Here is a 20,410-nt window from a genome sequence, read left to right as displayed (position 1 = left end):
CCGGCTCCTTCTCGATTATCGTTAGTGTTACTTACAATATGCCAGATTGACCCAGCCGTTCAAGCACGGATACCAGATCATCGAAATGATCGATCACCGCATCGGCTCCCAGATCATCGGGCGGCAGATCGCAAAAGCCAAAGCGCACCGCCACAACCGGCAACCCCGCCGCGCGCGCAGCGCCTGTATCGAACGTGGTATCGCCCACGAACGCCGCCTTGCCGCCGCCGCAGCGCTCAACCATCGCATGCAGCATATCGGGGCGCGGCTTGGACGTGCCCGGACCCAGCGTATCGCCACCAATCACGCAGGCAAAGCGGTGCAGCAGGCCCAGTTCCTCAAACAGCCGGACCGCAAGGCTTTCCTTCTTGTTCGTCGCAATCGCGATTTTCACGCCGCGTTCGTCCAGCGCATCAAGCATCGCCGCGCCGCCGGGAAACAGCGCGGTATGGGCGGCGATGTTGCGCCCGTAAAACGCCACCAGCTCGGCCTGAAGCCCGTCAAACGCGGCCTCGTCCACCCCGCCTGATTCGCTCAGCGCCGATCGCAGCATCTGCGCCGCGCCGCCGCCGATGTGGCGCGTCACATCCTCCAGTGGCACCGGCGGACGCCCCGCCAGCGCCAGCGCATGGTTCAGCGCAACGCCCAGATCGCGGCTCGTATCGAAAAGCGTGCCGTCGAGGTCGAATCCGACAATGTCGTAAGGAAATTTTATCATCACGCGTTCAAGTGGCTTCCCGTTCTGGAAAGCGCAAGATTTGTCTGGCAAAGGTATCTGCATGACTGAAAACGCCCCCGCCACAGCCCCCGTCGCCACCATCATCCTCGCCGCCGGAAAAGGCACCCGCATGAAGAGCGACCTGCACAAGGTCCTCCACCCCATCGCGGGCCGCCCCATGCTGATGCACCTGATGGCCAGCGCCGCGCAGCTTTCCCCCGCACGCCAAGTGGTGATCGCAGGCCACGGGCGTGACCAGTTGGAAAAGGCGCTGGGGACAACCGCCACCATCGCGGTGCAAGACCCGCAGCTTGGCACCGCCCACGCCGTGCAACAGGCAGAGGCAGCGCTGGCGGGCTTTGATGGCGATGTGCTGGTGCTCTATGGCGATGTCCCCTTCGTCAGTGCTGCCACGATGCAAGCCATGCTCGAACGGCTGCACGCGGGCGATAATCCCGCCGCCGTCGTGCTCGGCTTTGCCCCTGCCGATCCGCTGCAATATGGCCGCATCATCGCCGATGCCGATGGCCGCATCGTCAAGATGGTGGAGCACAAGGACGCAACCGAGGCCGAGCGCGCCTGCCGCATCTGCAATTCAGGGCTGATGGCGGTGCGTAGCGCCGATCTGTTCGGCCTGCTCGCGCGCGTCGGCAATGATAACGCGGCGGGCGAATACTATCTGCCCGATGTGGTCAACATCGCGATTGCGGATGGCCGCACTTGCGCGGTTGTCGTCACTGCCGATGCCGATGAAGTGGCGGGCATTAACAGCCGCGCCGAACTGGCCGATGCCGAAGGCCGTTGGCAACAGCGCCGCCGCGCGCAGGCGATGGCCGATGGCGCCACCCTGATCGCGCCCGAAACAGTGTGGTTCGCATGGGACACGCAGCTAGGCCGCGATGTCCTGATCGAACCCAACGTGTTCTTCGGCCCCGGCGTCAATGTGGCTGATCACGTGACGATCCACGCCTTCAGCCACTTGGAGGGCGCAACCCTTGCGCAGGGCGTCCACATCGGCCCCTATGCCCGCCTGCGCCCCGGTGCGGTGCTGGGGGAAAAGGTGAAGATCGGCAATTTCGTCGAGGTGAAAAACACCACGATGCACAAAGGCGCAAAGGCCAATCACCTCACCTACCTTGGCGATGCCACCGTGGGGGCAGGGGCCAATATCGGCGCAGGCACAATCACCTGCAATTATGACGGCTATTTCAAACACAAAACCGTCATCGGCGAACGCGCCTTCATCGGCTCGAACTCCGCCCTGATCGCGCCGGTAAAGATCGGCGCAGACGCCATCGTCGCCGCAGGCAGCGCCGTCTCGCGCGATGTGGCCGACGGCGAATTGCGGATGGTGCGGGCAGAGCAACTGATCAAGCCGGGCTGGGCCGACCAGTTCCATGATGCGATGAAGAAGAAGAAGGGGTGAGGGGGCGCTTCGATAGGCTCAGGAGGAGCGGGAAGGGCGGTGATCCCGCTCACTGACCTTCTCAATCTCCAGCCCTACGTTCATCATTGCCAACCCCACTCTCGCCATTCCCAACCCCGCTCTCGTCATTCCCGCGAAGGCGGGAATCCAGCGCACAACGCCAGCCTGGATTCCCGCCTTCGCGGGAATGACGAAGCGGGAGAGCAGCGCAACTATAGGGGCAACACGCTATATGAGGGCTTTGGTTATTGGCAATTCAGGGGTTTTCGTGCCTGTCACCGTAATTCCCTCAGCATACGAAGGGGACAGGGGCGATGCAATCCGCACTCTCACCTTGACCACAATCAGTCGTGTCACACGACCATTCACGACCGCGTCCCAGCCAGCACGTCCTTGCTGAGCCGGGGCGTGAGGTGGCTGTAGTGGCGTTCGTCGTGGTCCGACGTTAGAGTTCATGGCAGATGCTACCTACCAGCAGCTTTCGTAGTCGGGGTTCCTAGCGCAGAATGCATCAGCCTTTTCCATTTCTTTTTCGACATAATCATCGACAAATTTTTGCCTGTCGCTGCTTGTGCCGTCATATGTCACACCACTGCCAGCAGCAGGTTGATCAGCAGGACTTGATAGAGCAGGCGCACCAGAGTTGCCTCGCTCAATATCCTTCGAGGTCACCCCCTCAGATCCGACCTTATCGGAAGCTGCCACTTGCCCTGTATCAACAGTTGATTTATTTGTTGGCATTGCAAGCAATAGGCCCAGAGCACCCACTACAACCACAATGGTAATACCAAAGTTCTTCAAAAAACCGTTATTTTTTCTAGAATTGCACATCGTCGAAAACGCAGTTTTATGAATTTTTTTAATAAATTCTGGGCTCATATGATCGATATGGTGAATAAATCGATCTCTGAGCGCAGTCTTTCTTTGTAAAGCGGCTGTGGCCCTTAACGAGGACAAGGCATTGCTCAAATCACTATCAGAAATTTGGACATCTAGCGACAAAAGATGTGTAAATTTTTTTCTGAACTGGACCTTTTCATTTTCTATGCCAGCGTTTTGGTCAAGTGAATGGGCTAACACCATTCTCGCCACATCTTTTTTAAACTCGAAATCATCTTCATCTTTTACATACTGACTTTTGAGATATGCTGATCGCTGGTCTTCATCACGCTTTTTCCGCTCAGCTTCTCGTTTTTCGCCCTCCAGTGCCTCTTGGCGCCGGGTAGTCTCGTTTTCTATTTTTTTCGCTGCGGATAGGTATGGTGAAAGCTGAGAGAGCTCATCACGTGAAACCGTTGCCGTCTGTATTTTTGGGTTTTCTTTTAGGAATTCAACCAAAAGGGTAAATGTCTCTTCCGTCGCATTCCGCCCCGGCTGTCCCTTTGGTGCGCCCACACCTGCGCTTGCACCGACTGCTGTTCCCACAGGCCCTGCAACCAAGAACCCTAAAACTGCGCCGGCGGCAGCTCTTGAAAGTCCGTCCTTGCCCGGAACGGCAGCGATGGCACCTTTTGCTGCCTCGTGACCAATGATCTTCATAGACAGAATGTCATGCTTGAGCTGGTAGCTCTTAAAAGGCTGTGCCCTTTGGATGCAGTCCCCCAGAATGAAAAACTGCCCAAACTCCTTGCTGAATTCCATTTGGTTCCCAACTCCCAGCCCAAGAATTTTAACCAGTCAATATGATTATCTTCCCGTATAATCAACGATCGTTTCTGATTGGTGCATAGCATAATGGTTTAATCAATCAAAGATCAGTCGTGTCACACGACCATTCACGACTGCGTTCCAGCCAACACGTCCTTGCTGACCTGATGCGTGAGGTAGCCTTGGTGCACGGGAGCATTCATCTCATCGCAGCTGTAGGCTGCTCTGACTGACGACGAATGGTCGTGTGACACGACTGGGAATTACGGTGACAGGTTGGGAATTACGGTGACAGGAATTACGGTGACAGGTGCGAAAACCCCTAAATTCCCCAAACCCCACCCCCACCCCCAGACCCACAGCCACCTTGTCATCTCCCCCCGCGCTTTATATGCGGCGTATCGCGTGGGGCCGCAGGCGGGTTCGCGATCGTCTAGGGGAAATGCGTGTACCAGCCGTCGATGTCTGATCGTGTCCGCTTCCTGATCGGACTGCCGCTGAGCCTGATTTACTTTCCGCTGATGATCCTCACGCTGGTCGGCTATATGCTGATGCCGCGCGGGTTGGTGAACGATCTGCAGCAGCGCAACCGCGCCAAGGAAATCGCGGCGCGGCTGCGCGCGATGCAGGCCTATGTCGGCGCGGGCGAAAAAGTGCTCGATTTCGGCGCGGGGCGGGGGGATTTTCTCAAGAACGTCGCCAGCGTCCATGATGTGGACATCATCGGGATCGATATCATCGATTATACCGATGATGATGTTGAAGTGCTGATGTTTGATGGGGATCGCATACCGCTGCCCGATAAAAGCGTGGATATCGGCATGGCCGCTTTCGTGCTGCACCACATCGTCGATCAGGACCGCGCGATGGCCGAATTGAAGCGCGTGTGCCGCAAACGCATCATCATTTTCGAAGATACCTATTTCAGCCCGTGGCAATGGGCGTTCGTGGTGTGGAACGATTTTTATTCCAACATCCTGATGGGCAGCATCCGCGCCTATAAGGCCATCGGCAAAATGGCCATCGTCTCGATGCCCATGCCGCTGACCTTCAAGACCGTGCGCCAATGGCAGGCATGGTTCCGGGGCCACGGATTGACCGTGCTCTCCACAGATGTCCGCCACAACACGGTCAAACCGATGAGCAAAGTGACGTTTGTGATCGCGGTTTAGGCGCGAAGAATAAGCTGCAAACTTTCCCGCAGCACAAGAGTGGTCAATCCCAAAGATTGGAAAGACATTCCCAACCTATTTGTGCGATAGCGCTGCCAAGCGAAGTGACAGGATCAAGCATAAACCATGTGCGGAATTATCGGAATTGTTGGCAAGGAACAGGTCGCTGACCGGCTGGTCGATGGCCTGCGCCGCATGGAATATCGCGGTTATGACAGCGCGGGCGTCTGCCTGGTCGAAGGTGGGCAACTGGTGCGCCGCAGGGCCGAGGGCAAGCTCAACAATTTGGTGATCGAACTGGCGCGCCATCCGGCCCAAGGCCTGATCGGCATTGCGCACACCCGCTGGGCTACGCACGGTGCACCCACCACCAGCAACGCGCACCCGCATGCGACGGAACAGGTCGCGCTGGTCCACAACGGCATCATCGAAAACTTCAAACCCTTGCGTGAAGCGCTGACCGCGCGCGGCCGCACGTTTGAAAGCGAGACTGATACCGAAGTCGTCGCGCACCTCGTTTCCGAACAGGTCGAAGCGGGCCTTTCTCCGCAAGATGCGGTCAAGGCCGTGCTGCCGCAATTGCGAGGCGCGTTTGCGCTGGCCATCGCGTTCCGCACGCATGACGATATGCTGATCGGCGCGCGCCTCGGCTCGCCTCTGGTCGTGGGCTATGGCGATGGCGAGACTTATCTCGGCTCCGATGCGCTGGCGCTCGCGCCGCTCACGCAGAAGATCACCTATCTTGAAGAGGGCGATTGGGTGGTCATCACCCGCGATGGCGCGCAGATTTTCGATGCCGGTAATGCGGTTGTCGAGCGCCCGATTGTCGCCTCGGGCGCCACGGCGGCTGCCATCGAAAAGGGCAATTACCGCCACTTCATGCAGAAGGAAATCTTCGAACAGCCGGTGGTCGTCGCGCAAACCCTGCGCAGCTATTTGCGCCGCGTGGAACAGACGGTCGCGCTGCCGCAGATTGATTTCGATCTGGCCAAGATCAACCGCGTCACCATCGTCGCTTGCGGCACCAGTTTCTATGCCGCGATGGTTGCCAAATACTGGTTCGAACAATTCGCAAGGCTTCCCGTCGATATCGATGTGGCCTCCGAATTCCGCTATCGCGATCCAGTGCTCGAAGACGGCGGCCTCTCGCTGTTCATCTCGCAAAGTGGCGAAACGGCGGATACTTTGGCCGCGCTGCGCCACTGCAAGGCGGCGGGCCAGACCATCGCGGTCGTCGTCAATGTGCCCACCAGCACGATGGCGCGCGAGGCAGACCTGCTGCTGCCCACCCACGCCGGCCCCGAAATCGGCGTTGCCTCTACCAAGGCGTTCACCTGCCAGCTTGCGGTTCTCGCCGCCTTGGCCGCGCACCTTGCGGTAAAGCGCGGGCGGATGAACCGCGCGGAAGAAGCAGAAATCGTCGAACATCTGATCGAAGTGCCATCCGCCTTGAACGCTGCGCTGGCGCATGATGACGAGATCGCCGCGATGGCGCACCTGATCGTGCCTGCGCGCGATGTGCTCTATCTCGGGCGCGGGGCGGATTATCCGCTGGCGCTGGAAGGCGCGCTAAAGCTCAAGGAAATCAGCTATATCCACGCCGAAGGCTATGCCAGCGGCGAGATGAAGCACGGCCCCATCGCCCTGATCGATGATCAGGTTCCGGTGATCGTCCTCGCCCCGTCAGGCCCGCTGTTTGAAAAGACCGTTTCGAACATGCAGGAAGTGCGCGCACGCGGCGGCAAGGTTGTGCTGATTTCCGACGCAGAGGGCATTGCCGAGGCGGGTGAGGGGTGCCTTGCCACCATCGAAATGCCCAAAGTCCACCCGCTGATCGCGCCGCTGGTCTATGCCGTGCCGGTGCAATTGCTCGCCTATCACGTCGCCGTCGCCAAAGGCACCGACGTCGATCAGCCGCGCAATCTGGCCAAGTCGGTGACGGTCGAGTAACTCAGGCCGAAAGGCGGCGCACCGCTTCATCCTGCGCAATCAGGGGAAGCAGCGCCGCCATTTCAGGGCCGTGGTCCTGTCCGGTAAGTGCCTGGCGCAGCGGCAGAAACAGCGCCTTGCCCTTGCGTCCCGTGCTGTCCTTCAACGCCGATGTCAGCGCGCGCCACGGATCGCTGGCCCAATCAAGCGTCGCGGCCAGCGCGGCTGCCTGATCCAGAAATGCGCGCGTCTCATCGTCAAACGCGGGCGCGGTAACCGGCCCCGTTACCACCTGCCACCAGCCCTTGGCCTCATCGATATGGGCAAGGTTGGGGCGGATCACCTCCCACGCCACTTCGCCCATGCCCTCGGGCAGCAAATGCGCCACGCGGGCGTAGGGCAGGCGGTGCACGATCTGCGCATTCACGCGATGCAGGTCCGCCTCATCAAACCGCGCGGGCGCACGCCCAAAGCGCGACAGGTCAAAACTGGCGGCCAGCGCATCCACATCAAGCGCCGGGTCCACCGGATCGGACGTGCCCAGCCGCGCCAGCAGCGTCACGATGGCTTCGGGTTCGATCCCCTGTTCGCGGAAATCCGCCATGCCCAGCGCGCCCAGCCGCTTGGAAAGCTTGCCCTCGCTCCCCGTCAGCAGCGCCTCATGCGCAAAGCGCGGCGGCGTTGCACCCAAAGCGGTGAACATCTGAAGCTGCGTCGCGGTGTTCGAAACATGGTCTTCCCCGCGCAAAACATCGGTCACGCCCATCGCGATATCGTCAATCGCCGATGGCAGCATATAGAGCCACGATCCATCGGCGCGGCGGATGACGGGATCGGACATCTGGCGCGCATCGAAGTTCTGCACCCCGCGAATGCCATCGTCCCACGTGATCGGCTGGTCATGGTCAAGCAGGAAACGCCAATGCGGCTTCTCGCCCGCCGCCGCCTTTGCCGCATGGTCAGCTTCGGTCAGCTTCAGCGCGGCGCGGTCATAGATTGGCGGCAGCCCGCGCCCCAGCAGCACCTTGCGCTTGAGATCAAGCTCCTGCGAGCTTTCATAAGCGCGGTAAATCCGGCCAGCCTCCACCAGCCGCTGGAATTCGCGCTCATAGATTTCAAAGCGCAGCGATTGGCGCTCCTCGCCATCAACCGTCAGCCCCAGCCATGCCAGATCGGCGCGGATCGAATGGACGTGCTCCTCGCGGCTGCGCTCGGCATCGGTATCGTCGATCCGCAGCAGGAACTTGCCGCCGGTCTTCTTGGCCAGCAGCCAGTTGTGCAGGGCGGTGCGGACATTGCCGACATGCAGTTTGCCGGTGGGTGATGGGGCGAAGCGCGTTACCGTGGTCATGGCGTCCGCCCTATCGCCAACCGCGCTCAAGGGGAAGGGAGCAGTGCAACTGCGTGAACAGTTGCCTCATAAAGGGCACCATGCCGCTCTGCCCGCACAAAGCCGTCAACCGCCTGCGCAAAGCCTTCACGATCTGCGGACCGCGCGGCGCGGACCAGCGTGGAAAGCGTTACCTCATCAGGCGTCATCGCGTGGCAGCAAGGGCGGTTGACCATGAACGGCTCAGGCCAGACCTGTTTGATCGTCCGGACCAGTCCGTGCACCGCGCAGGCCGCCTCGATACTGCGATAGCGCCGCGCAAGGTCTGCCACGGGATCTCGCCCTGCCTGTTCGAACAGCGCACAAAGCCGCATCGCCATGACCATGTGCAACCCGTTCAGTGAAAGCCCGCGCACATCGTGGGGACGCGCCAGCTTTTCGACCGTGGCCGGAAACAGGGTGGCAGAACCGCTTGCAGACATGGGGAATCCTTTCTTGCGAATGACTCGCAAGTTAGGCTCTCTCCGCGCGCCCGTCAATGAGAATCATTCGCAACAAGTCAGCCCGTGCGGAAACCATGCGTGATCGGATAGCGCCGGTCGCGGCCATAATTGCGCGCGCCCAGTTTTACGCCGGGAGGGGCTTGGCGGCGCTTGTATTCCGCGATGTTCAGCAAACGCTCGATCCGTACGACCGTGGCGCGATCAAACCCTTCGCCCACAATCTGGTCCACCGACTTCTCGTTCTCGACCAGCCCGGTAAGGATCGCGTCCAGCACATCATAAGGCGGCAGCGAATCCGAATCTTTCTGGTCGGGGCGCAGTTCGGCGCTGGGCGGTTTGGTGATGATGCGTTCGGGCATTACCGGGCCATCGGGGCCAAGGCCGATCTTCGGGCGCTTGCCATTGCGCCACTGCGAAACTGCAAAGACAGTAGTTTTATAGGCGTCTTTCAGCGGGTTATAGCCGCCGTTCATGTCGCCATAGATCGTGGCGTAACCGACGCTCATCTCGCTCTTGTTGCCGGTGGTCACCAGCATCGGGCCAAACTTGTTGGATAGCGCCATCAGCGTCACACCGCGAATACGCGACTGGATGTTCTCTTCGGTGGTATCGGGCTGCTTGCCAGCAAAGACGGGGGCGAGCATCTCATCAAAGCCCAGCACCGCCGGATTGATCGGCACGGTGTCCAGCTTCACGCCCAGCATCCTGGCGCAGCCTTCTGCATCATCAAGGCTTTCCTGGCTGGTATAGATGCTGGGCAGCATCACGCACCACACCCGGTCTGCGCCCAAGGCATCCACCGCGATGGCCGCGCAGATCGCCGAATCGATCCCGCCCGAAAGGCCTAAGACCACACCGGGGAAGCGGTTCTTGTTCACATAATCGCGCAGGGCCAGTACCATCGCGCAATAGATATCTTCGGGATGCTCGGCCAGATCGTGAACCGCGCCCGATTCACAGCGCCAGCGGTGGGCGGTGCCGAATTGTGATTTCGTCCAGGCCGTGGTGACAATCGATTCTTCCCAATCGGGCATCTGCACCCACAGCGCGCCTTCGGGGCCGACGACAAAGCTGGCGCCATCGAACACGATCTCGTCCTGCCCGCCCACGCGGTTGAGATAGACGAGCGGGATGCCGGTATCGATCGCGCGGCGCTTGGCCACACCATCAATGCGCAACACATCCTTGTCGATCTCATAAGGGCTGCCGTTTACGCAGATAAAGATTTCCGCGCCCTGTTCGGCCAAATGGCGGCAAACATCGGGCTGCCAGATGTCCTCGCATATCGGCAACCCGATCATCGCGCCTTTGAACAGCACCGGTTCGGGCAGGGGGCCGGGCATGAAATAGCGCTTTTCATCGAAAGTGCCGTAATTGGGCAATTCGTATTTGAAGCGAGTCGCGGCAATCCGCCCCCCTTCCAGCAGCGCCACGCCATTATGCAGCGCGCCATCGCGCACGAACACCGATCCCACCAGCATCGCGGGGCCACCATCGGCGGTCACCTCCGCCAGTTTCTGCAATTCCGCCGCCGCGCGCTCGATCAGCGCGGGCTTCATGATCAGATCTTCAGGGGGATAACCGATCAGTTGCAGTTCGGGATAGACGATCAGATCGCTATCGCGCGCGCTTTCGCGCACTGCCAGCATCGCGGCAGCATTTGCGGCAAGGTCGCCAACCGATTGGTTGAGCTGGGCGAGGGTTATCTTGATCGTATCGGCCATATTTGATCACTAGGCGGCAAACCCCATGGCCTGCAAGAGTTGCAAACCTGTCATCTTGGGTTAATGGCCCCTTGGGGAACGAATTCGAGGGAATCGTACGCATGAAGATCATGACCGGCAACTCAAACCTGCCGCTTGCTCGCGCCATTTCGGCTTATCTCGAAGTGCCGTTGACCAACGTCAGCGTGCGTCGCTTTGCCGATGAGGAAGTGTTCGTCGAAATTCACGAAAACGTGCGCGGCGAAGACGTGTTCGTTGTGCAATCAACCAGCTATCCCGCAAACGACAATCTGCTCGAACTGTTGATCTGCATTGATGCGCTGCGCCGCGCCTCGGCCAAGCGGATTACGGCGGTGGTCCCCTATTTCGGCTATGCCCGCCAAGACCGTAAGCCCGGTCCGCGCACCCCGATTTCTGCCAAGCTGGTTTCGAACCTGATCACCACGGCTGGCGCGGATCGCGTATTGGCGGTCGATCTGCACGCAGGCCAGATTCAGGGCTTCTTCGATATCCCGACCGACAACCTGTTTGCCGCGCCTGTCATGGCAGCAGACATCCAGACGCGTTACGGTTCGCAAGAACTGATGGTTGTCTCGCCCGACGTCGGCGGTGTGGTCCGCGCCCGTTCGCTGGCCAAGCGGCTCAACAACGCGCCACTGGCCATTGTGGATAAACGGCGTGACCGTCCCGGCCAGTCCGAAGTGATGAACATCATCGGCGATGTGAAGGGCCGCATGTGCATCCTGATCGATGATATCATCGATTCGGGCGGCACCTTGTGCAATGCCGCGCAAGCGCTGCTTGATGCAGGGGCTGCCGGCGTTTCAGCCTATATTACCCACGGCGTGCTTTCGGGCGGCGCGGTGGCCCGCGTCGCAGGGTCTGCGCTGAAAGAACTGGTTATCACCGATACGATCATGGCAACCGAGGCCACCGCATCGTGTGATCGCATCCGCGTGCTCACCATCGCGCCGCTGATCGGTGAGGCTGTGCGCCGTATCGCCGATGAAAGCTCGGTTTCCAGCCTGTTTGATTGATAGCGGGTCAGGTTGGCGGTTTTTCCGCCAGCCTCAACCGCTCCAGCCACGCCCGCGCCTGCTTGGGTTCGCCCACGGCATGCGCGCCGGGTTTGCCGCGTGCAGCGAGGAACTCCTCGTGCAGCGTGAACGGTTCCATGAACAGCGTTTCGCGCGCCTCGGCAATATCGTCGGCGATTGCCTGCAAGTTTTCGATTACCGGCGCGGTGGCCGCCCGCATGATCTTGTCGGCATTGTGATCGAACAGCCCCCACTTGCCCGCCGCCGTCACGCGCAGGGCCTCGATCAGGGCTTCAAGATAATCCGCTTCCATTTCGGCGCGGCGCTTGTCGAGACGTTCGAGACGATCAGCTTTTGCCATAATGGTGCGATAGGCAGCACGAGGCCTGCTTGCAACCGGCGTGACATTATTCCCAGGGCTTGATTCCGCCCGGCGCGATTCTCTGGATCGCTTCAAGCCGACGGCTTTGGCGGGTTTCAAGACCGATGGTGATAAGCGGCTGCGGCTTTTCAACAAATTGGCGCGGGCTCATTCCGAACATTGCCGTAAATTCGCGGATCAGGTGGCTTTGGTCGTAATAGCGCAGCGCCAATTCCTCGGCTTCGTCCTGATCGGCCACTCCGCGCAAGTGGCTGGCCATATCGAGCGCGCGGGCGCGGCGCAGCACTTGCTTGGGGGTCATCCCGAAATCGCGCCGCACGATACGTTCAAGCCGTCGCTGTTCGACGCCGAAATCGTCCGCCAGTTGCGCAACCGTCACGTTGGGGTCAATAAATGCAGCGGCTTCAAAGCGGGCAGAGATCGGCTCGGGCTCTCGCACCGCGCGATCAGCGATCAGGCGGCGCATCTCCTGCTCCATGGCCAGCGTCCATTCCTCTGGCGTGCCATCCGGATCAAACAGTTTCAGCCAACGCGCTTCGGGCATGTTTAACTGTGTGAAAGTGGCCAAGTCATCGGTCAGACCGGAAACCTCCGGTCCATTCAGGGCGTGGCAAGCACCGGGGCGCAAAAAAACGCCGACGCTGGTGAAGCTGTTGGTCACGCTCACCGGCATGCGTTTGGAATGTGGGCCAAACAGCATTGCCGCACGTTCAGAATGCTTTACGCTTGTTGTGGTGGTCGCTTGCCATTTTCCGCGCGTTTGCACCCGGATGCAGGCAAAATCGCTCAACAAACCGCAATCGAGCCGATGGCTCTCGGGCATATCCACCACGGTCACATAAAACCGGCCAACCCAGCGCTCCAGATCAGGAGCCGGTGCGCGGCTGAACGAAATCGGCTGCCCGTCACGAGTCGCCCCGTTGGCCGATACGATCGCGCGATCGACCGCCGGCTTATTGCTGCGACTCATTCATGCGCCCCTTAACAATTGTTGACCTCTGAATACGCTGCACATGCGGTGTTGTCTGTGAGGTTTTGCACGGCCTATCAAAGGATAGTGCGCTAACTAAGCCGGCACGCAGCGGCTTGACCTGTGGCGCTGTAAAGGCGAACACCATGGAATGAAGCTTGATCAAGATATCGCCCTTGCCATGCGCCTTGCCGATGCGGCAGCAGCAGCAATCAAACCCTATTTCCGCACAGTCATCGCCGAACGCAAGGGTGATGATACGCCGGTTACAATGGCAGATCGCGCTGCCGAAGAAGCCATGCGCCGGATTTTAACGGCTGAAGTGCCGCGGGACACGATTATTGGTGAGGAATTCGGAGCGAGCGCCGGTTCATCGGGCCGCAGTTGGGTGCTTGATCCTATCGATGGCACCGCGGGCTTCCTTGCCGGTCGTCCGATATTCGGCACGCTGATCGCGCTGGTGGTCGAAGGTTTCCCTGTCATGGGCGTGATGGATCAGCCGATCACCGGAGAGCGCTGGATCGGTGCCACCGGCAAGGCAACTACGCTCAACGGCAAACCTGTGCGCACGCGCCCCTGCCGCGAATTGATCGAAGCCACGTTGGCCACCACCGGGCCGCACTACTTTGACGATCACGATGGCGCGCATTTCATGGGCCTTGCCGCCAAGACCGATCACAAACGCATGGTCATGGGCGGCGATTGCTACAACTACGCCATGCTCGCCACCGGTCAGCTTGATGTGGTGTGCGAAGCGGGGCTGAAACTCCACGATTGGGCCGCGCTCGTACCTATCGTCGAAGGCGCGGGCGGCACCATGGCCGATTGGAACGGCGATCCGCTCCACGCAGGCTCCGATGGCCACGTCCTCGCTCTTGGCGATCCCGCGCGGCTGGATGACGTGGTCGAGGCGTTGGCTTGCCTCCATTGATTCAGCGGATCAGCAACTCGACCTGCGTCAGTTCGATCACCGGCACTTCCCACGGATGCGCTGCCATCAAACCGGCAAGCGCCTTCTCGATGTCGTCCTCGGCGGGCGCATAGGTGGTTAGGATCACCGTGGGCGATAATGCGGCTTGGCCTGCGGTGCCAAGCGTGGGTGCAGCTTCGGGTGAGGGGGTAAAGCTTTCCCACCCGATTCCGATTTCAACGATGCCCTGATAAAGGCCAAAGTCCCCCAAGGCGTTATCTGACCGGATCACCGCCAAAAGCGCAGCCGCAGTGGCATCACGCTCCAGCGCAGAGGCATCACCGCCAAGCATTGCGTCGAGCGTTTGTGATGAGACGGGGCAGTAGATTTTTACCGCCGTCACACGGCGGCGGCCGGGTAGGGTCACAGCCCCGCCTTCAGCATCCAGTCATGGAATAGCCGCACTGGCCGCGATTGCAGCGCGCGCGGGCGGCAGACGAACCAGTACGAATAGGGGCTGTCGACATCGATGTCATATAGCCGCGCAAGGCGCGAATCGTGGCTGCGGTGATAGTGATCATCATGCATGATCGCGATGCCAAGCCCTTGCGCGGCGGCTTCAAGGATCAACTGGCCTGAATCGAAATGATCAATCGCGGCTGGTTCAAGCTTCTCAAAATGCAGCGCTTTCTTCCACGCCTCAAAGCTCATCGGCAGATCGTTGTGGATCAGGAACGTCTGTTTGGAAAGCTTGGCCACATCGGGGCGCGGCCCCAGCTCTTCGGCCATCGCGACTGACGTAATCGCGTGGACCCGGTTGTGATCCAGCCGCACCGAATGCAGCGATGCGTCCGGCCCTTCGGACAGGACAATCGCCGCATCAATCGTATCGCCCAGCTTGGTTTCAGCCGCATGGCCTGAATCGATATCGATGTGCAGTTGTGGATGCAGTTTGCGCAATTCGCCAAGGCGCGGGAACAGGCGCTGGCTGCCAAACAGCGGCAGCACACCCAAACGCAACCGCATGACCTTGCCGGTATCGATCAAGCGATCCACCCGGTCGGCCATCTCATCGATCAACGGTGCCACCGCATCATAAAGCTGCTGGCCTTCCTCGGTCAGCTTCAGTGCCTGATGCTTGCGCTCGAATAGCGGTTTTCCGACAAACTCTTCCAGCGCGCCCAATCGCCGTGACAATGCCGAAGGGCTGAGCGCCAATTCCGCAGCAGCCGTTTTGGCCGAGCCGGCCCGCACGACGCGAATAAACGCCTCAAGCGAACGCAGCGGGGGCAGGCGGCGGATCATCGGTTCGTCCTATTCGTCATCAACAGTTTCAGTTTGCGGTGCATGTAACCTGAGGCGGGTCAGGCGGCGTTCGTCGCCGCCTGTCACTTCAAGTCGCCAGCCGCTGGCATGTTCAAGCACCCGCCCGACAGGCGGCACTTCTCCAGCCAAGACCACGGCCAATCCGCCCAGCGTATCCACATCTTCCTCAACTTCTGCAAGTCTTGGGTCGATCATTTCCCCTACGTCATCCAGTTCGGCACGCGCATCAGCGTCCCATGTGTCAGGATCAATACGGCGGATCAATTCTTGCGGCGCATCGTCATGTTCGTCTTCAATTTCACCGATGATCTCTTCAACCAGATCCTCGATGGTTATGATGCCATCGGTTCCCGAATACTCGTCGATTACTACGGCCAAATGCGTACGGCGGCTGCGCATATCTGCCAATACGTCAAGTGCGCCGCGCGCTTGGGGCACAAACAACGGCTGGCGCATCAGGCTGGTCCAGTCCTTGGGCGGAGCCTTGTTCGATAGCAACATGCCCGCCACGATCACGAACACGTCCTTCACGTGAATCATCCCGATGATTTCATCGAGCGATTCACCGTAGACCGGCATGCGGCTGTGGCCATGTTCGGCAAAAGCGGCGACCAGTTCTTCGAATGAAGCGGACGCGGGTACAGCGACAATCTCGCCGCGCGGGATCGCTACGTCATCGGCATCATGTTCGCTGAAGTGGAGGAGATTGCGCAACATTTGCCGCTCAAGCGGCACAAGATCGCCCTTGCCGGTGCTGGCCGAGCGCGTTTCGCCCTCATGTTCGTCGATAGCCTCTTCAATCTGTGCGCGTAGCGACTGGTCAGAGTCCGGCCCGCGAAAGAAGACCTTGATCGCGCGCCAAAGCGGGCGGCTGCTACTGTCTGCGTCTCCAGATCGGTCTGAACCGTCTGAGTCATTGCCCTCGGGCACTATTTGTTACTCCCTGTTATCAATCTTCGACCGCATATGGGTCGGCGATGCCCATTAGCGCAAGCGACTTCCGCTCCAAATCTTCCATTTTTTCGGCTTCGGCCTCGCCAAGCTCGTGGTCATAGCCTGCCAGATGGAGCAGCCCGTGCACCACAAGGTGGGTAGCGTGGGTCTCAACCGACACGCCCTTTTCTTCAGCTTCACGCGCGCAAACGCCGTGCGCAAGGATCATATCACCCAGCATTCCAGGTGCGTTCTGACTGGCAGCAGCCACCAGCACCTCATCACGCGACAGCATTGGAAAGGACAGGACATTGGTCGGCTTGTCCTTGGCCCGCCACTGCTTATTCAGCGCATGAACCTCCTCGTCATCAGCCATGACAAGGCTTACGAGCAAGTTTTCATGCGCAATTTCTGGGACGATCTTGGCTGTTGCCTCCGCCGCGCGATTGGCCAGCGCTTCCCAATCGACATCGTCGCCCCAAACCGGGTCGATATCGATCTCAAGAGTAGGTGCGGTCATAGCAAAGCCCCATCCTCTTCAGAGGAGGGGGCTTGGGGGTGGTGGCACACAAGCGCAGCGCAACCAAGACCGCCCCTCACGCATCCTTCCCTTCATAGGCTTCAACAATCCGCCCCACGATAGGATGGCGCACCACATCGGCAATGTTGAAGCGCACTGTCGCAATCCCCTCAACGCCTTCAAGCCGCTGGACGGCATCGTTCAGCCCGCTGGCACCAACGCCGCCGGGCAAGTCAGTCTGCTTGGGGTCACCGCAAACAACCATGCGGCTGTTCTGGCCAAAGCGGGTGAGAAACATCTTCATCTGCGCAGGAGTGGTGTTCTGCGCCTCATCAAGGATCACGAAAGCATCGGCCAGCGTGCGCCCGCGCATGAACGCAATCGGCGCAATCTCGATTTCACCGCTGGCAATCCGGCGCTCCACCTGTTCGGGCGGCATGCAATCATACAGCGCATCATAAAGCGGGCGAAGATAAGGATCGACCTTCTCCTTCATGTCGCCCGGCAAGAAACCAATCTTTTCACCGGCTTCCACCGCAGGGCGCGACAGGATCAAACGCTGGACCGAACCCGACATCAATTGCGCCACGGCTTGCGCCACCGCAACATAGGTCTTGCCGGTGCCTGCGGGGCCAAGTGCGAAGATCACGTCATTGCTGATCAGCGCCTTCATATATTCGATTTGCGTCGGGCTGCGCGGAACAATCGTCTTCTTGCGCGTGCGGATCATGATCGCTGGCGGACCACCGGGCATGCCGCTGATGATACCTTCCAGCGTTGGCTCAGACGACATCGCGATCAGCGATTCAACCGCGCCGCCATCCAGTTCCTGCCCCGAAAGCAGCCGCTGGTGCATGCCTTTGAGCACGTCGCGCGCGCGTGCCACCGGATCATCCGGTCCTTCAATCAGCACGCGGTTGCCGCGCGCCGAAATGTAAACTCCCAGCCGGTTTTCTATCAGCACGAGATTGGTATCGAACTGGCCAAACAACGCGCCAAGCACTGTCTGCTCATCGAATTCAACTTCGACGCGGGCTCGTCGATGTTGATCTGGCCTGGAGTGATCCGGGCGATGATGCGCTTCATCAGAGGCGCGAGAGAATTTACGGGCCATGCTCTCCTTTCAGGGTAAGGGGCCTGAACACGAGAATAAGCTCGGATGTGACACGCGCAAGGCAGCGAAAAGGGAAATCGCGTTTGTGCGCGTTTATTCCACAGAGATTTAGAAGCCGGGATTTAGAAGCCGGGATTTAGAAGCCGGGATTTAGAAGCCGGGATTTAGAGCACACGCCCCGATAGCGAGTTTGGCCCTGCTTCGATCAGTTCAACATCCACCAGATCGCCGATGGCGAAGTCACCGATGAAGTGTACCGATTGCAGCCAGGGCGATTTGCCCAGCCACTGGCCCGGCTGGCGACCCTTTCGCTCCACCATCACGCTGCACCGCCGCCCGACGCTGCTTTGGTTGAATGCCAGCGAGTTGCGTTGCAGCCCTGCCTGAAGGCGCTGTAAACGCTCGTCCATTTCTTCAGGCGAGACGTGATCGGGCATCGTGGCCGCCGGTGTGCCGGGGCGGGGCGAATACTTGAAGCTAAAGGCTTGGGCATAGCCTACAGCATCTATTACGTGCAGAGTTTCCTCGAATTCGGAGTTTGTTTCTCCGGGGAAGCCAACAATAAAGTCGCCCGATATCGCGATGTCGGGGCGGGCTTCACGCACGCGGTCGAGCAACTTGAGATAGCTTTCCACCGTATGACTGCGGTTCATGGCTTTCAAAACGCGGTCACTGCCTGCTTGCACCGGCAAGTGCAGAAACGGCATCAACTTGTCGATTTCGCCATGCGCGGCGATCAGTCCGTCGGTCATGTCATTGGGATGGCTGGTGGTATAGCGGATACGCTGAAGATCAGGATCATCGGCGAGCGTGCGGATCAGGCCATCAAGGCCGACCTTGCGGCCCTTTTCATCTTCCGAGCCCCACGCATTCACGTTCTGGCCCAGCAAAGTAATCTCGCGCGCACCACCAGCCACAAGCAGCTTGGCTTCTTCCACCAGATCGTTGAACGGACGCGAAATTTCTGCGCCCCGCGTATAGGGCACCACGCAATAGGTGCAGAACTTGTCGCAGCCTTCCTGTACCGTCAGAAAGGCGGACGGGCCAGATTTGCGCCGCTTGGGCAGGGCGGCAAACTTGGCCTCGGCGGGCATGTCCGTCTCGGTTGCGCGGCCACCTGCGGCTGCGCGGGCGACCATTTCGGGCAAGTGATGATAGGATTGCGGGCCGACGACCACTTTCACGCTGGGCGCGCGGGCCATGATTTCATCGCCCTCGGCCTGTGCAACGCATCCGGCCACGGCAATGATCGGGGCCGAACCGTCATCGCGGCGCAGGCGGCCAATATCGGAATAGACTTTTTCCGTCGCCCGTTCGCGGATGTGGCAGGTGTTCAGCACGACAAGGTCTGCATCCTCCCCTTTGCCGACAGACGTCATGCCCTGCGCCCCCAGCAGTTCGGCCATACGCTCGCCGTCATAGACGTTCATTTGGCAGCCGAAGCTTTTGACGTGGAAGGTCTTGGGGGCAGTGGGTGCAGACATAGCCGCGCGCATAGGCGATTTGCGGGCGTTTGGCTACCGTTTGCGCGCCATGGCTGCAAGGATGCGTTCGCGGGCGGCGATGGCCATTGCTTTGCGATTGGTGGTTTCGTCTGTCGTCAATGGAGCCAGGAAATGCACGGTCACCGGTTGGCGGCGGTGGCGGGCAAGGATCTTCAAGAAGTTATCAAGACCGTGTTCTTCTCCCACCCATGCCATCTCTGCAACGTCAGGGCCATAATCCAGCCAGATTGGTTGAATTTCTATGCCGGCAGGTGGCGGATCGAGCGCGGAAAGCAGTGATGACTTGAACGGCAGCAGGCCGCTACCATCGTTCGTCGTACCTTCCGGGAATACAGTGAGCGCGCCCGTATCCGTCAACGCCGCACGCACATGTTGCACTTGTGTGTGGACAGAGCGGCGATCGTGGCGTGCAACGAATACTGTGTCATTCATCTGGCACAGCCATTTGAGCAGGCCATGATCCGCCAAGCCAGAGTGCGCCACAAACGCCGTACCCGTCGCGCCTGCAATCACGGGAATATCAAGCCAACTGACATGGTTGGCCAAAAGGAATGCGCCTTTATTCGAACGCGTGCCTTCTACTGTAACCTTGGCGCCTGCAATGCTTGCGATTCCGCCCAGAAACAGCCGAGGCCATGGATTGGGTAGCCGCGCCATGCGCGAGGCGTAATAAAGGGGAGCGCAGACAAGGAGCCACAGGACCATAGCCGCCAAACGCAGCCCGATGCGCACACGGCCTGCCCCTGAAAGGCTGGCGCTGCGGGCGGCTTCAACCGTCGCGGTCAAGTTTCACGCCATATAGCTCCATGCGGTGATCAACTAGACGATAGCCCAGTTTTTCGGCAATCTGGCGTTGTAACTGTTCAAGTTCGGGGTCGACAAATTCGATGACCTTGCCGGTTTCAACATCAATCAGATGATCGTGATGCGCTTCGGGCGTTGCTTCATAACGCGCACGGCCATCGCCGAAATCATGACGATCCAGAATGCCGGCTTCTTCAAACAAGCGGACGGTGCGGTAAACGGTGGCAATCGAGATCCGGGAATCAATCGACGATGCACGTTCATGCAGTTTTTCAACGTCTGGGTGATCATCACTGTCAGAAAGAACGCGCGCAATTGTGCGGCGCTGATCGGTGATTCGCAGTCCACGTTCTGCGCAAAGGGCTTCGATGTCGATGGCCTGGTGCACTGGGGTTCCGTCACAATGAAAGCGGCAAAAAGAAATAGACCCGCCGTTCTATAGAGCGGCGGGCCGATTTTT

At 59.6% G+C, this 20,410-nt stretch carries 20 protein-coding genes; 5 read left to right on the top strand and 15 right to left on the bottom strand.

Features of this window, described 5'->3' with window-relative positions; translation table 11 throughout:
* Positions 1-31 precede the first annotated feature (31 nt).
* Positions 32-718 carry an HAD-IA family hydrolase gene (locus IP81_RS10310; RefSeq protein WP_054107966.1) on the bottom strand — a complete coding sequence of 229 codons (687 nt, stop codon included), beginning with the start codon at positions 716-718 and terminating at the stop codon, positions 32-34.
* 61 nt (positions 719-779) lie between these two features.
* Here IP81_RS10310 and glmU point away from each other — a divergent pair, with 61 nt between their 5' ends.
* On the top strand, positions 780-2,144 hold the full coding sequence (gene glmU / locus IP81_RS10305) for a bifunctional UDP-N-acetylglucosamine diphosphorylase/glucosamine-1-phosphate N-acetyltransferase GlmU (protein WP_054107916.1): 1,365 nt from the start codon (positions 780-782) through the stop codon (positions 2,142-2,144).
* Positions 2,145-2,612: 468 nt separating this feature from the next.
* Here the strand turns inward: glmU and IP81_RS10300 are convergent, their stop codons facing one another.
* Entirely contained in the window at positions 2,613-3,785 is a 1,173-nt protein-coding gene (locus IP81_RS10300) for a hypothetical protein (RefSeq protein ID WP_054107915.1), read from the bottom strand.
* A 467-nt stretch (positions 3,786-4,252) separates the two neighbouring features.
* Between IP81_RS10300 and IP81_RS10295 the strand changes: the two genes are divergently transcribed.
* Positions 4,253-4,963 carry a class I SAM-dependent methyltransferase gene (locus tag IP81_RS10295; protein ID WP_054107914.1) on the top strand — a complete coding sequence of 237 codons (711 nt, stop codon included), beginning with the start codon at positions 4,253-4,255 and terminating at the stop codon, positions 4,961-4,963.
* 126 nt (positions 4,964-5,089) lie between these two features.
* Positions 5,090-6,913 (top strand): glutamine--fructose-6-phosphate transaminase (isomerizing), encoded by a 1,824-nt coding sequence (gene glmS / locus IP81_RS10290; protein ID WP_054107913.1) that lies wholly within the window; start codon positions 5,090-5,092, stop codon positions 6,911-6,913.
* A 1-nt stretch (position 6,914) separates the two neighbouring features.
* Here glmS and gltX read toward each other — a convergent pair whose 3' ends face one another.
* The 3 genes from gltX to IP81_RS10275 all read right to left on the bottom strand — a co-directional run bounded on the left by gltX (position 6,915) and on the right by IP81_RS10275 (position 10,449).
* Entirely contained in the window at positions 6,915-8,243 is a 1,329-nt protein-coding gene (gene gltX, locus IP81_RS10285; RefSeq protein ID WP_054107912.1) for a glutamate--tRNA ligase, read from the bottom strand.
* Between the two features lie 26 nt (positions 8,244-8,269).
* Complete coding sequence (locus tag IP81_RS10280; protein ID WP_054107911.1) at positions 8,270-8,704, bottom strand: hypothetical protein; 435 nt, start codon at positions 8,702-8,704, stop codon at positions 8,270-8,272.
* Between the two features lie 77 nt (positions 8,705-8,781).
* On the bottom strand, positions 8,782-10,449 hold the full coding sequence (locus IP81_RS10275) for an NAD+ synthase (RefSeq protein WP_054107910.1): 1,668 nt from the start codon (positions 10,447-10,449) through the stop codon (positions 8,782-8,784).
* Between the two features lie 101 nt (positions 10,450-10,550).
* On the opposite strand from IP81_RS10275, the gene IP81_RS10270 reads away from it, so the two are divergent.
* On the top strand, positions 10,551-11,486 hold the full coding sequence (locus IP81_RS10270) for a ribose-phosphate pyrophosphokinase (RefSeq protein WP_054107909.1): 936 nt from the start codon (positions 10,551-10,553) through the stop codon (positions 11,484-11,486).
* 7 nt (positions 11,487-11,493) lie between these two features.
* Here IP81_RS10270 and IP81_RS10265 read toward each other — a convergent pair whose 3' ends face one another.
* Together IP81_RS10265 and IP81_RS10260 are read right to left on the bottom strand one after the other, a co-directional pair.
* Positions 11,494-11,847, bottom strand: a complete 354-nt coding sequence (locus tag IP81_RS10265) for a hypothetical protein (RefSeq protein WP_054107908.1) — start codon at positions 11,845-11,847, stop codon at positions 11,494-11,496.
* 46 nt (positions 11,848-11,893) lie between these two features.
* Positions 11,894-12,838 (bottom strand): helix-turn-helix transcriptional regulator, encoded by a 945-nt coding sequence (locus tag IP81_RS10260; RefSeq protein ID WP_054107907.1) that lies wholly within the window; start codon positions 12,836-12,838, stop codon positions 11,894-11,896.
* A gap of 151 nt (positions 12,839-12,989) precedes the next feature.
* Here IP81_RS10260 and IP81_RS10255 point away from each other — a divergent pair, with 151 nt between their 5' ends.
* Positions 12,990-13,769 carry an inositol monophosphatase family protein gene (locus IP81_RS10255; protein ID WP_054107906.1) on the top strand — a complete coding sequence of 260 codons (780 nt, stop codon included), beginning with the start codon at positions 12,990-12,992 and terminating at the stop codon, positions 13,767-13,769.
* 1 nt (position 13,770) lies between these two features.
* On the opposite strand, the gene IP81_RS10250 is transcribed toward IP81_RS10255, so the two are convergent.
* From IP81_RS10250 to IP81_RS10215, 8 genes are all read right to left on the bottom strand, one after another.
* Complete coding sequence (locus IP81_RS10250; protein WP_054107905.1) at positions 13,771-14,175, bottom strand: hypothetical protein; 405 nt, start codon at positions 14,173-14,175, stop codon at positions 13,771-13,773.
* Positions 14,172-15,053, bottom strand: a complete 882-nt coding sequence (locus IP81_RS10245) for a LysR substrate-binding domain-containing protein (RefSeq protein ID WP_054107904.1) — start codon at positions 15,051-15,053, stop codon at positions 14,172-14,174. The genes IP81_RS10250 and IP81_RS10245 overlap by 4 nt, the downstream gene beginning before the upstream one ends.
* A gap of 9 nt (positions 15,054-15,062) precedes the next feature.
* Positions 15,063-16,004 carry a hemolysin family protein gene (locus IP81_RS10240; RefSeq protein WP_054107903.1) on the bottom strand — a complete coding sequence of 314 codons (942 nt, stop codon included), beginning with the start codon at positions 16,002-16,004 and terminating at the stop codon, positions 15,063-15,065.
* Between the two features lie 19 nt (positions 16,005-16,023).
* Positions 16,024-16,527 carry an rRNA maturation RNase YbeY gene (gene ybeY / locus IP81_RS10235; protein ID WP_054107902.1) on the bottom strand — a complete coding sequence of 168 codons (504 nt, stop codon included), beginning with the start codon at positions 16,525-16,527 and terminating at the stop codon, positions 16,024-16,026.
* A 76-nt stretch (positions 16,528-16,603) separates the two neighbouring features.
* A complete protein-coding gene (locus tag IP81_RS10230) occupies positions 16,604-17,641 on the bottom strand; it encodes a PhoH family protein (RefSeq protein ID WP_054107901.1) in 1,038 nt (345 codons plus the stop codon).
* A 164-nt stretch (positions 17,642-17,805) separates the two neighbouring features.
* A complete protein-coding gene (gene miaB, locus IP81_RS10225; protein WP_054107965.1) occupies positions 17,806-19,125 on the bottom strand; it encodes a tRNA (N6-isopentenyl adenosine(37)-C2)-methylthiotransferase MiaB in 1,320 nt (439 codons plus the stop codon).
* Between the two features lie 33 nt (positions 19,126-19,158).
* Positions 19,159-19,932 carry a lysophospholipid acyltransferase family protein gene (locus tag IP81_RS10220; protein ID WP_231626393.1) on the bottom strand — a complete coding sequence of 258 codons (774 nt, stop codon included), beginning with the start codon at positions 19,930-19,932 and terminating at the stop codon, positions 19,159-19,161.
* Entirely contained in the window at positions 19,916-20,338 is a 423-nt protein-coding gene (locus IP81_RS10215) for a Fur family transcriptional regulator (RefSeq protein ID WP_054107900.1), read from the bottom strand. Before IP81_RS10215 ends, IP81_RS10220 begins: the two co-directional genes overlap by 17 nt.
* Positions 20,339-20,410: the final 72 nt, after the last annotated feature.

The sequence above is a fragment of the Novosphingobium sp. AAP83 genome (assembly GCF_001295795.1).
Taxonomy (GTDB): Bacteria; Pseudomonadota; Alphaproteobacteria; order Sphingomonadales; family Sphingomonadaceae; genus Novosphingobium.
This window is presented reverse-complemented; position numbering and strand designations above follow the sequence as displayed.

What these genes read in the sequence shown, in the direction of transcription:
- IP81_RS10310 (WP_054107966.1), bottom strand. Translation starts at nt 718, where the DNA reads ATGATAAAATTTCCTTACGACATTGTCGGATTCGACCTCGACGGCACG.
- glmU (WP_054107916.1), top strand. Translation starts at nt 780, where the DNA reads ATGACTGAAAACGCCCCCGCCACAGCCCCCGTCGCCACCATCATCCTC.
- IP81_RS10300 (WP_054107915.1), bottom strand. Translation starts at nt 3,785, where the DNA reads ATGGAATTCAGCAAGGAGTTTGGGCAGTTTTTCATTCTGGGGGACTGC.
- IP81_RS10295 (WP_054107914.1), top strand. Translation starts at nt 4,253, where the DNA reads ATGTCTGATCGTGTCCGCTTCCTGATCGGACTGCCGCTGAGCCTGATT.
- glmS (WP_054107913.1), top strand. Translation starts at nt 5,090, where the DNA reads ATGTGCGGAATTATCGGAATTGTTGGCAAGGAACAGGTCGCTGACCGG.
- gltX (WP_054107912.1), bottom strand. Translation starts at nt 8,243, where the DNA reads ATGACCACGGTAACGCGCTTCGCCCCATCACCCACCGGCAAACTGCAT.
- IP81_RS10280 (WP_054107911.1), bottom strand. Translation starts at nt 8,704, where the DNA reads ATGTCTGCAAGCGGTTCTGCCACCCTGTTTCCGGCCACGGTCGAAAAG.
- IP81_RS10275 (WP_054107910.1), bottom strand. Translation starts at nt 10,449, where the DNA reads ATGGCCGATACGATCAAGATAACCCTCGCCCAGCTCAACCAATCGGTT.
- IP81_RS10270 (WP_054107909.1), top strand. Translation starts at nt 10,551, where the DNA reads ATGAAGATCATGACCGGCAACTCAAACCTGCCGCTTGCTCGCGCCATT.
- IP81_RS10265 (WP_054107908.1), bottom strand. Translation starts at nt 11,847, where the DNA reads ATGGCAAAAGCTGATCGTCTCGAACGTCTCGACAAGCGCCGCGCCGAA.
- IP81_RS10260 (WP_054107907.1), bottom strand. Translation starts at nt 12,838, where the DNA reads ATGAGTCGCAGCAATAAGCCGGCGGTCGATCGCGCGATCGTATCGGCC.
- IP81_RS10255 (WP_054107906.1), top strand. Translation starts at nt 12,990, where the DNA reads ATGAAGCTTGATCAAGATATCGCCCTTGCCATGCGCCTTGCCGATGCG.
- IP81_RS10245 (WP_054107904.1), bottom strand. Translation starts at nt 15,053, where the DNA reads ATGATCCGCCGCCTGCCCCCGCTGCGTTCGCTTGAGGCGTTTATTCGC.
- ybeY (WP_054107902.1), bottom strand. Translation starts at nt 16,527, where the DNA reads ATGACCGCACCTACTCTTGAGATCGATATCGACCCGGTTTGGGGCGAC.
- IP81_RS10230 (WP_054107901.1), bottom strand. Translation starts at nt 17,641, where the DNA reads ATGGCCCGTAAATTCTCTCGCGCCTCTGATGAAGCGCATCATCGCCCG.
- miaB (WP_054107965.1), bottom strand. Translation starts at nt 19,125, where the DNA reads ATGTCTGCACCCACTGCCCCCAAGACCTTCCACGTCAAAAGCTTCGGC.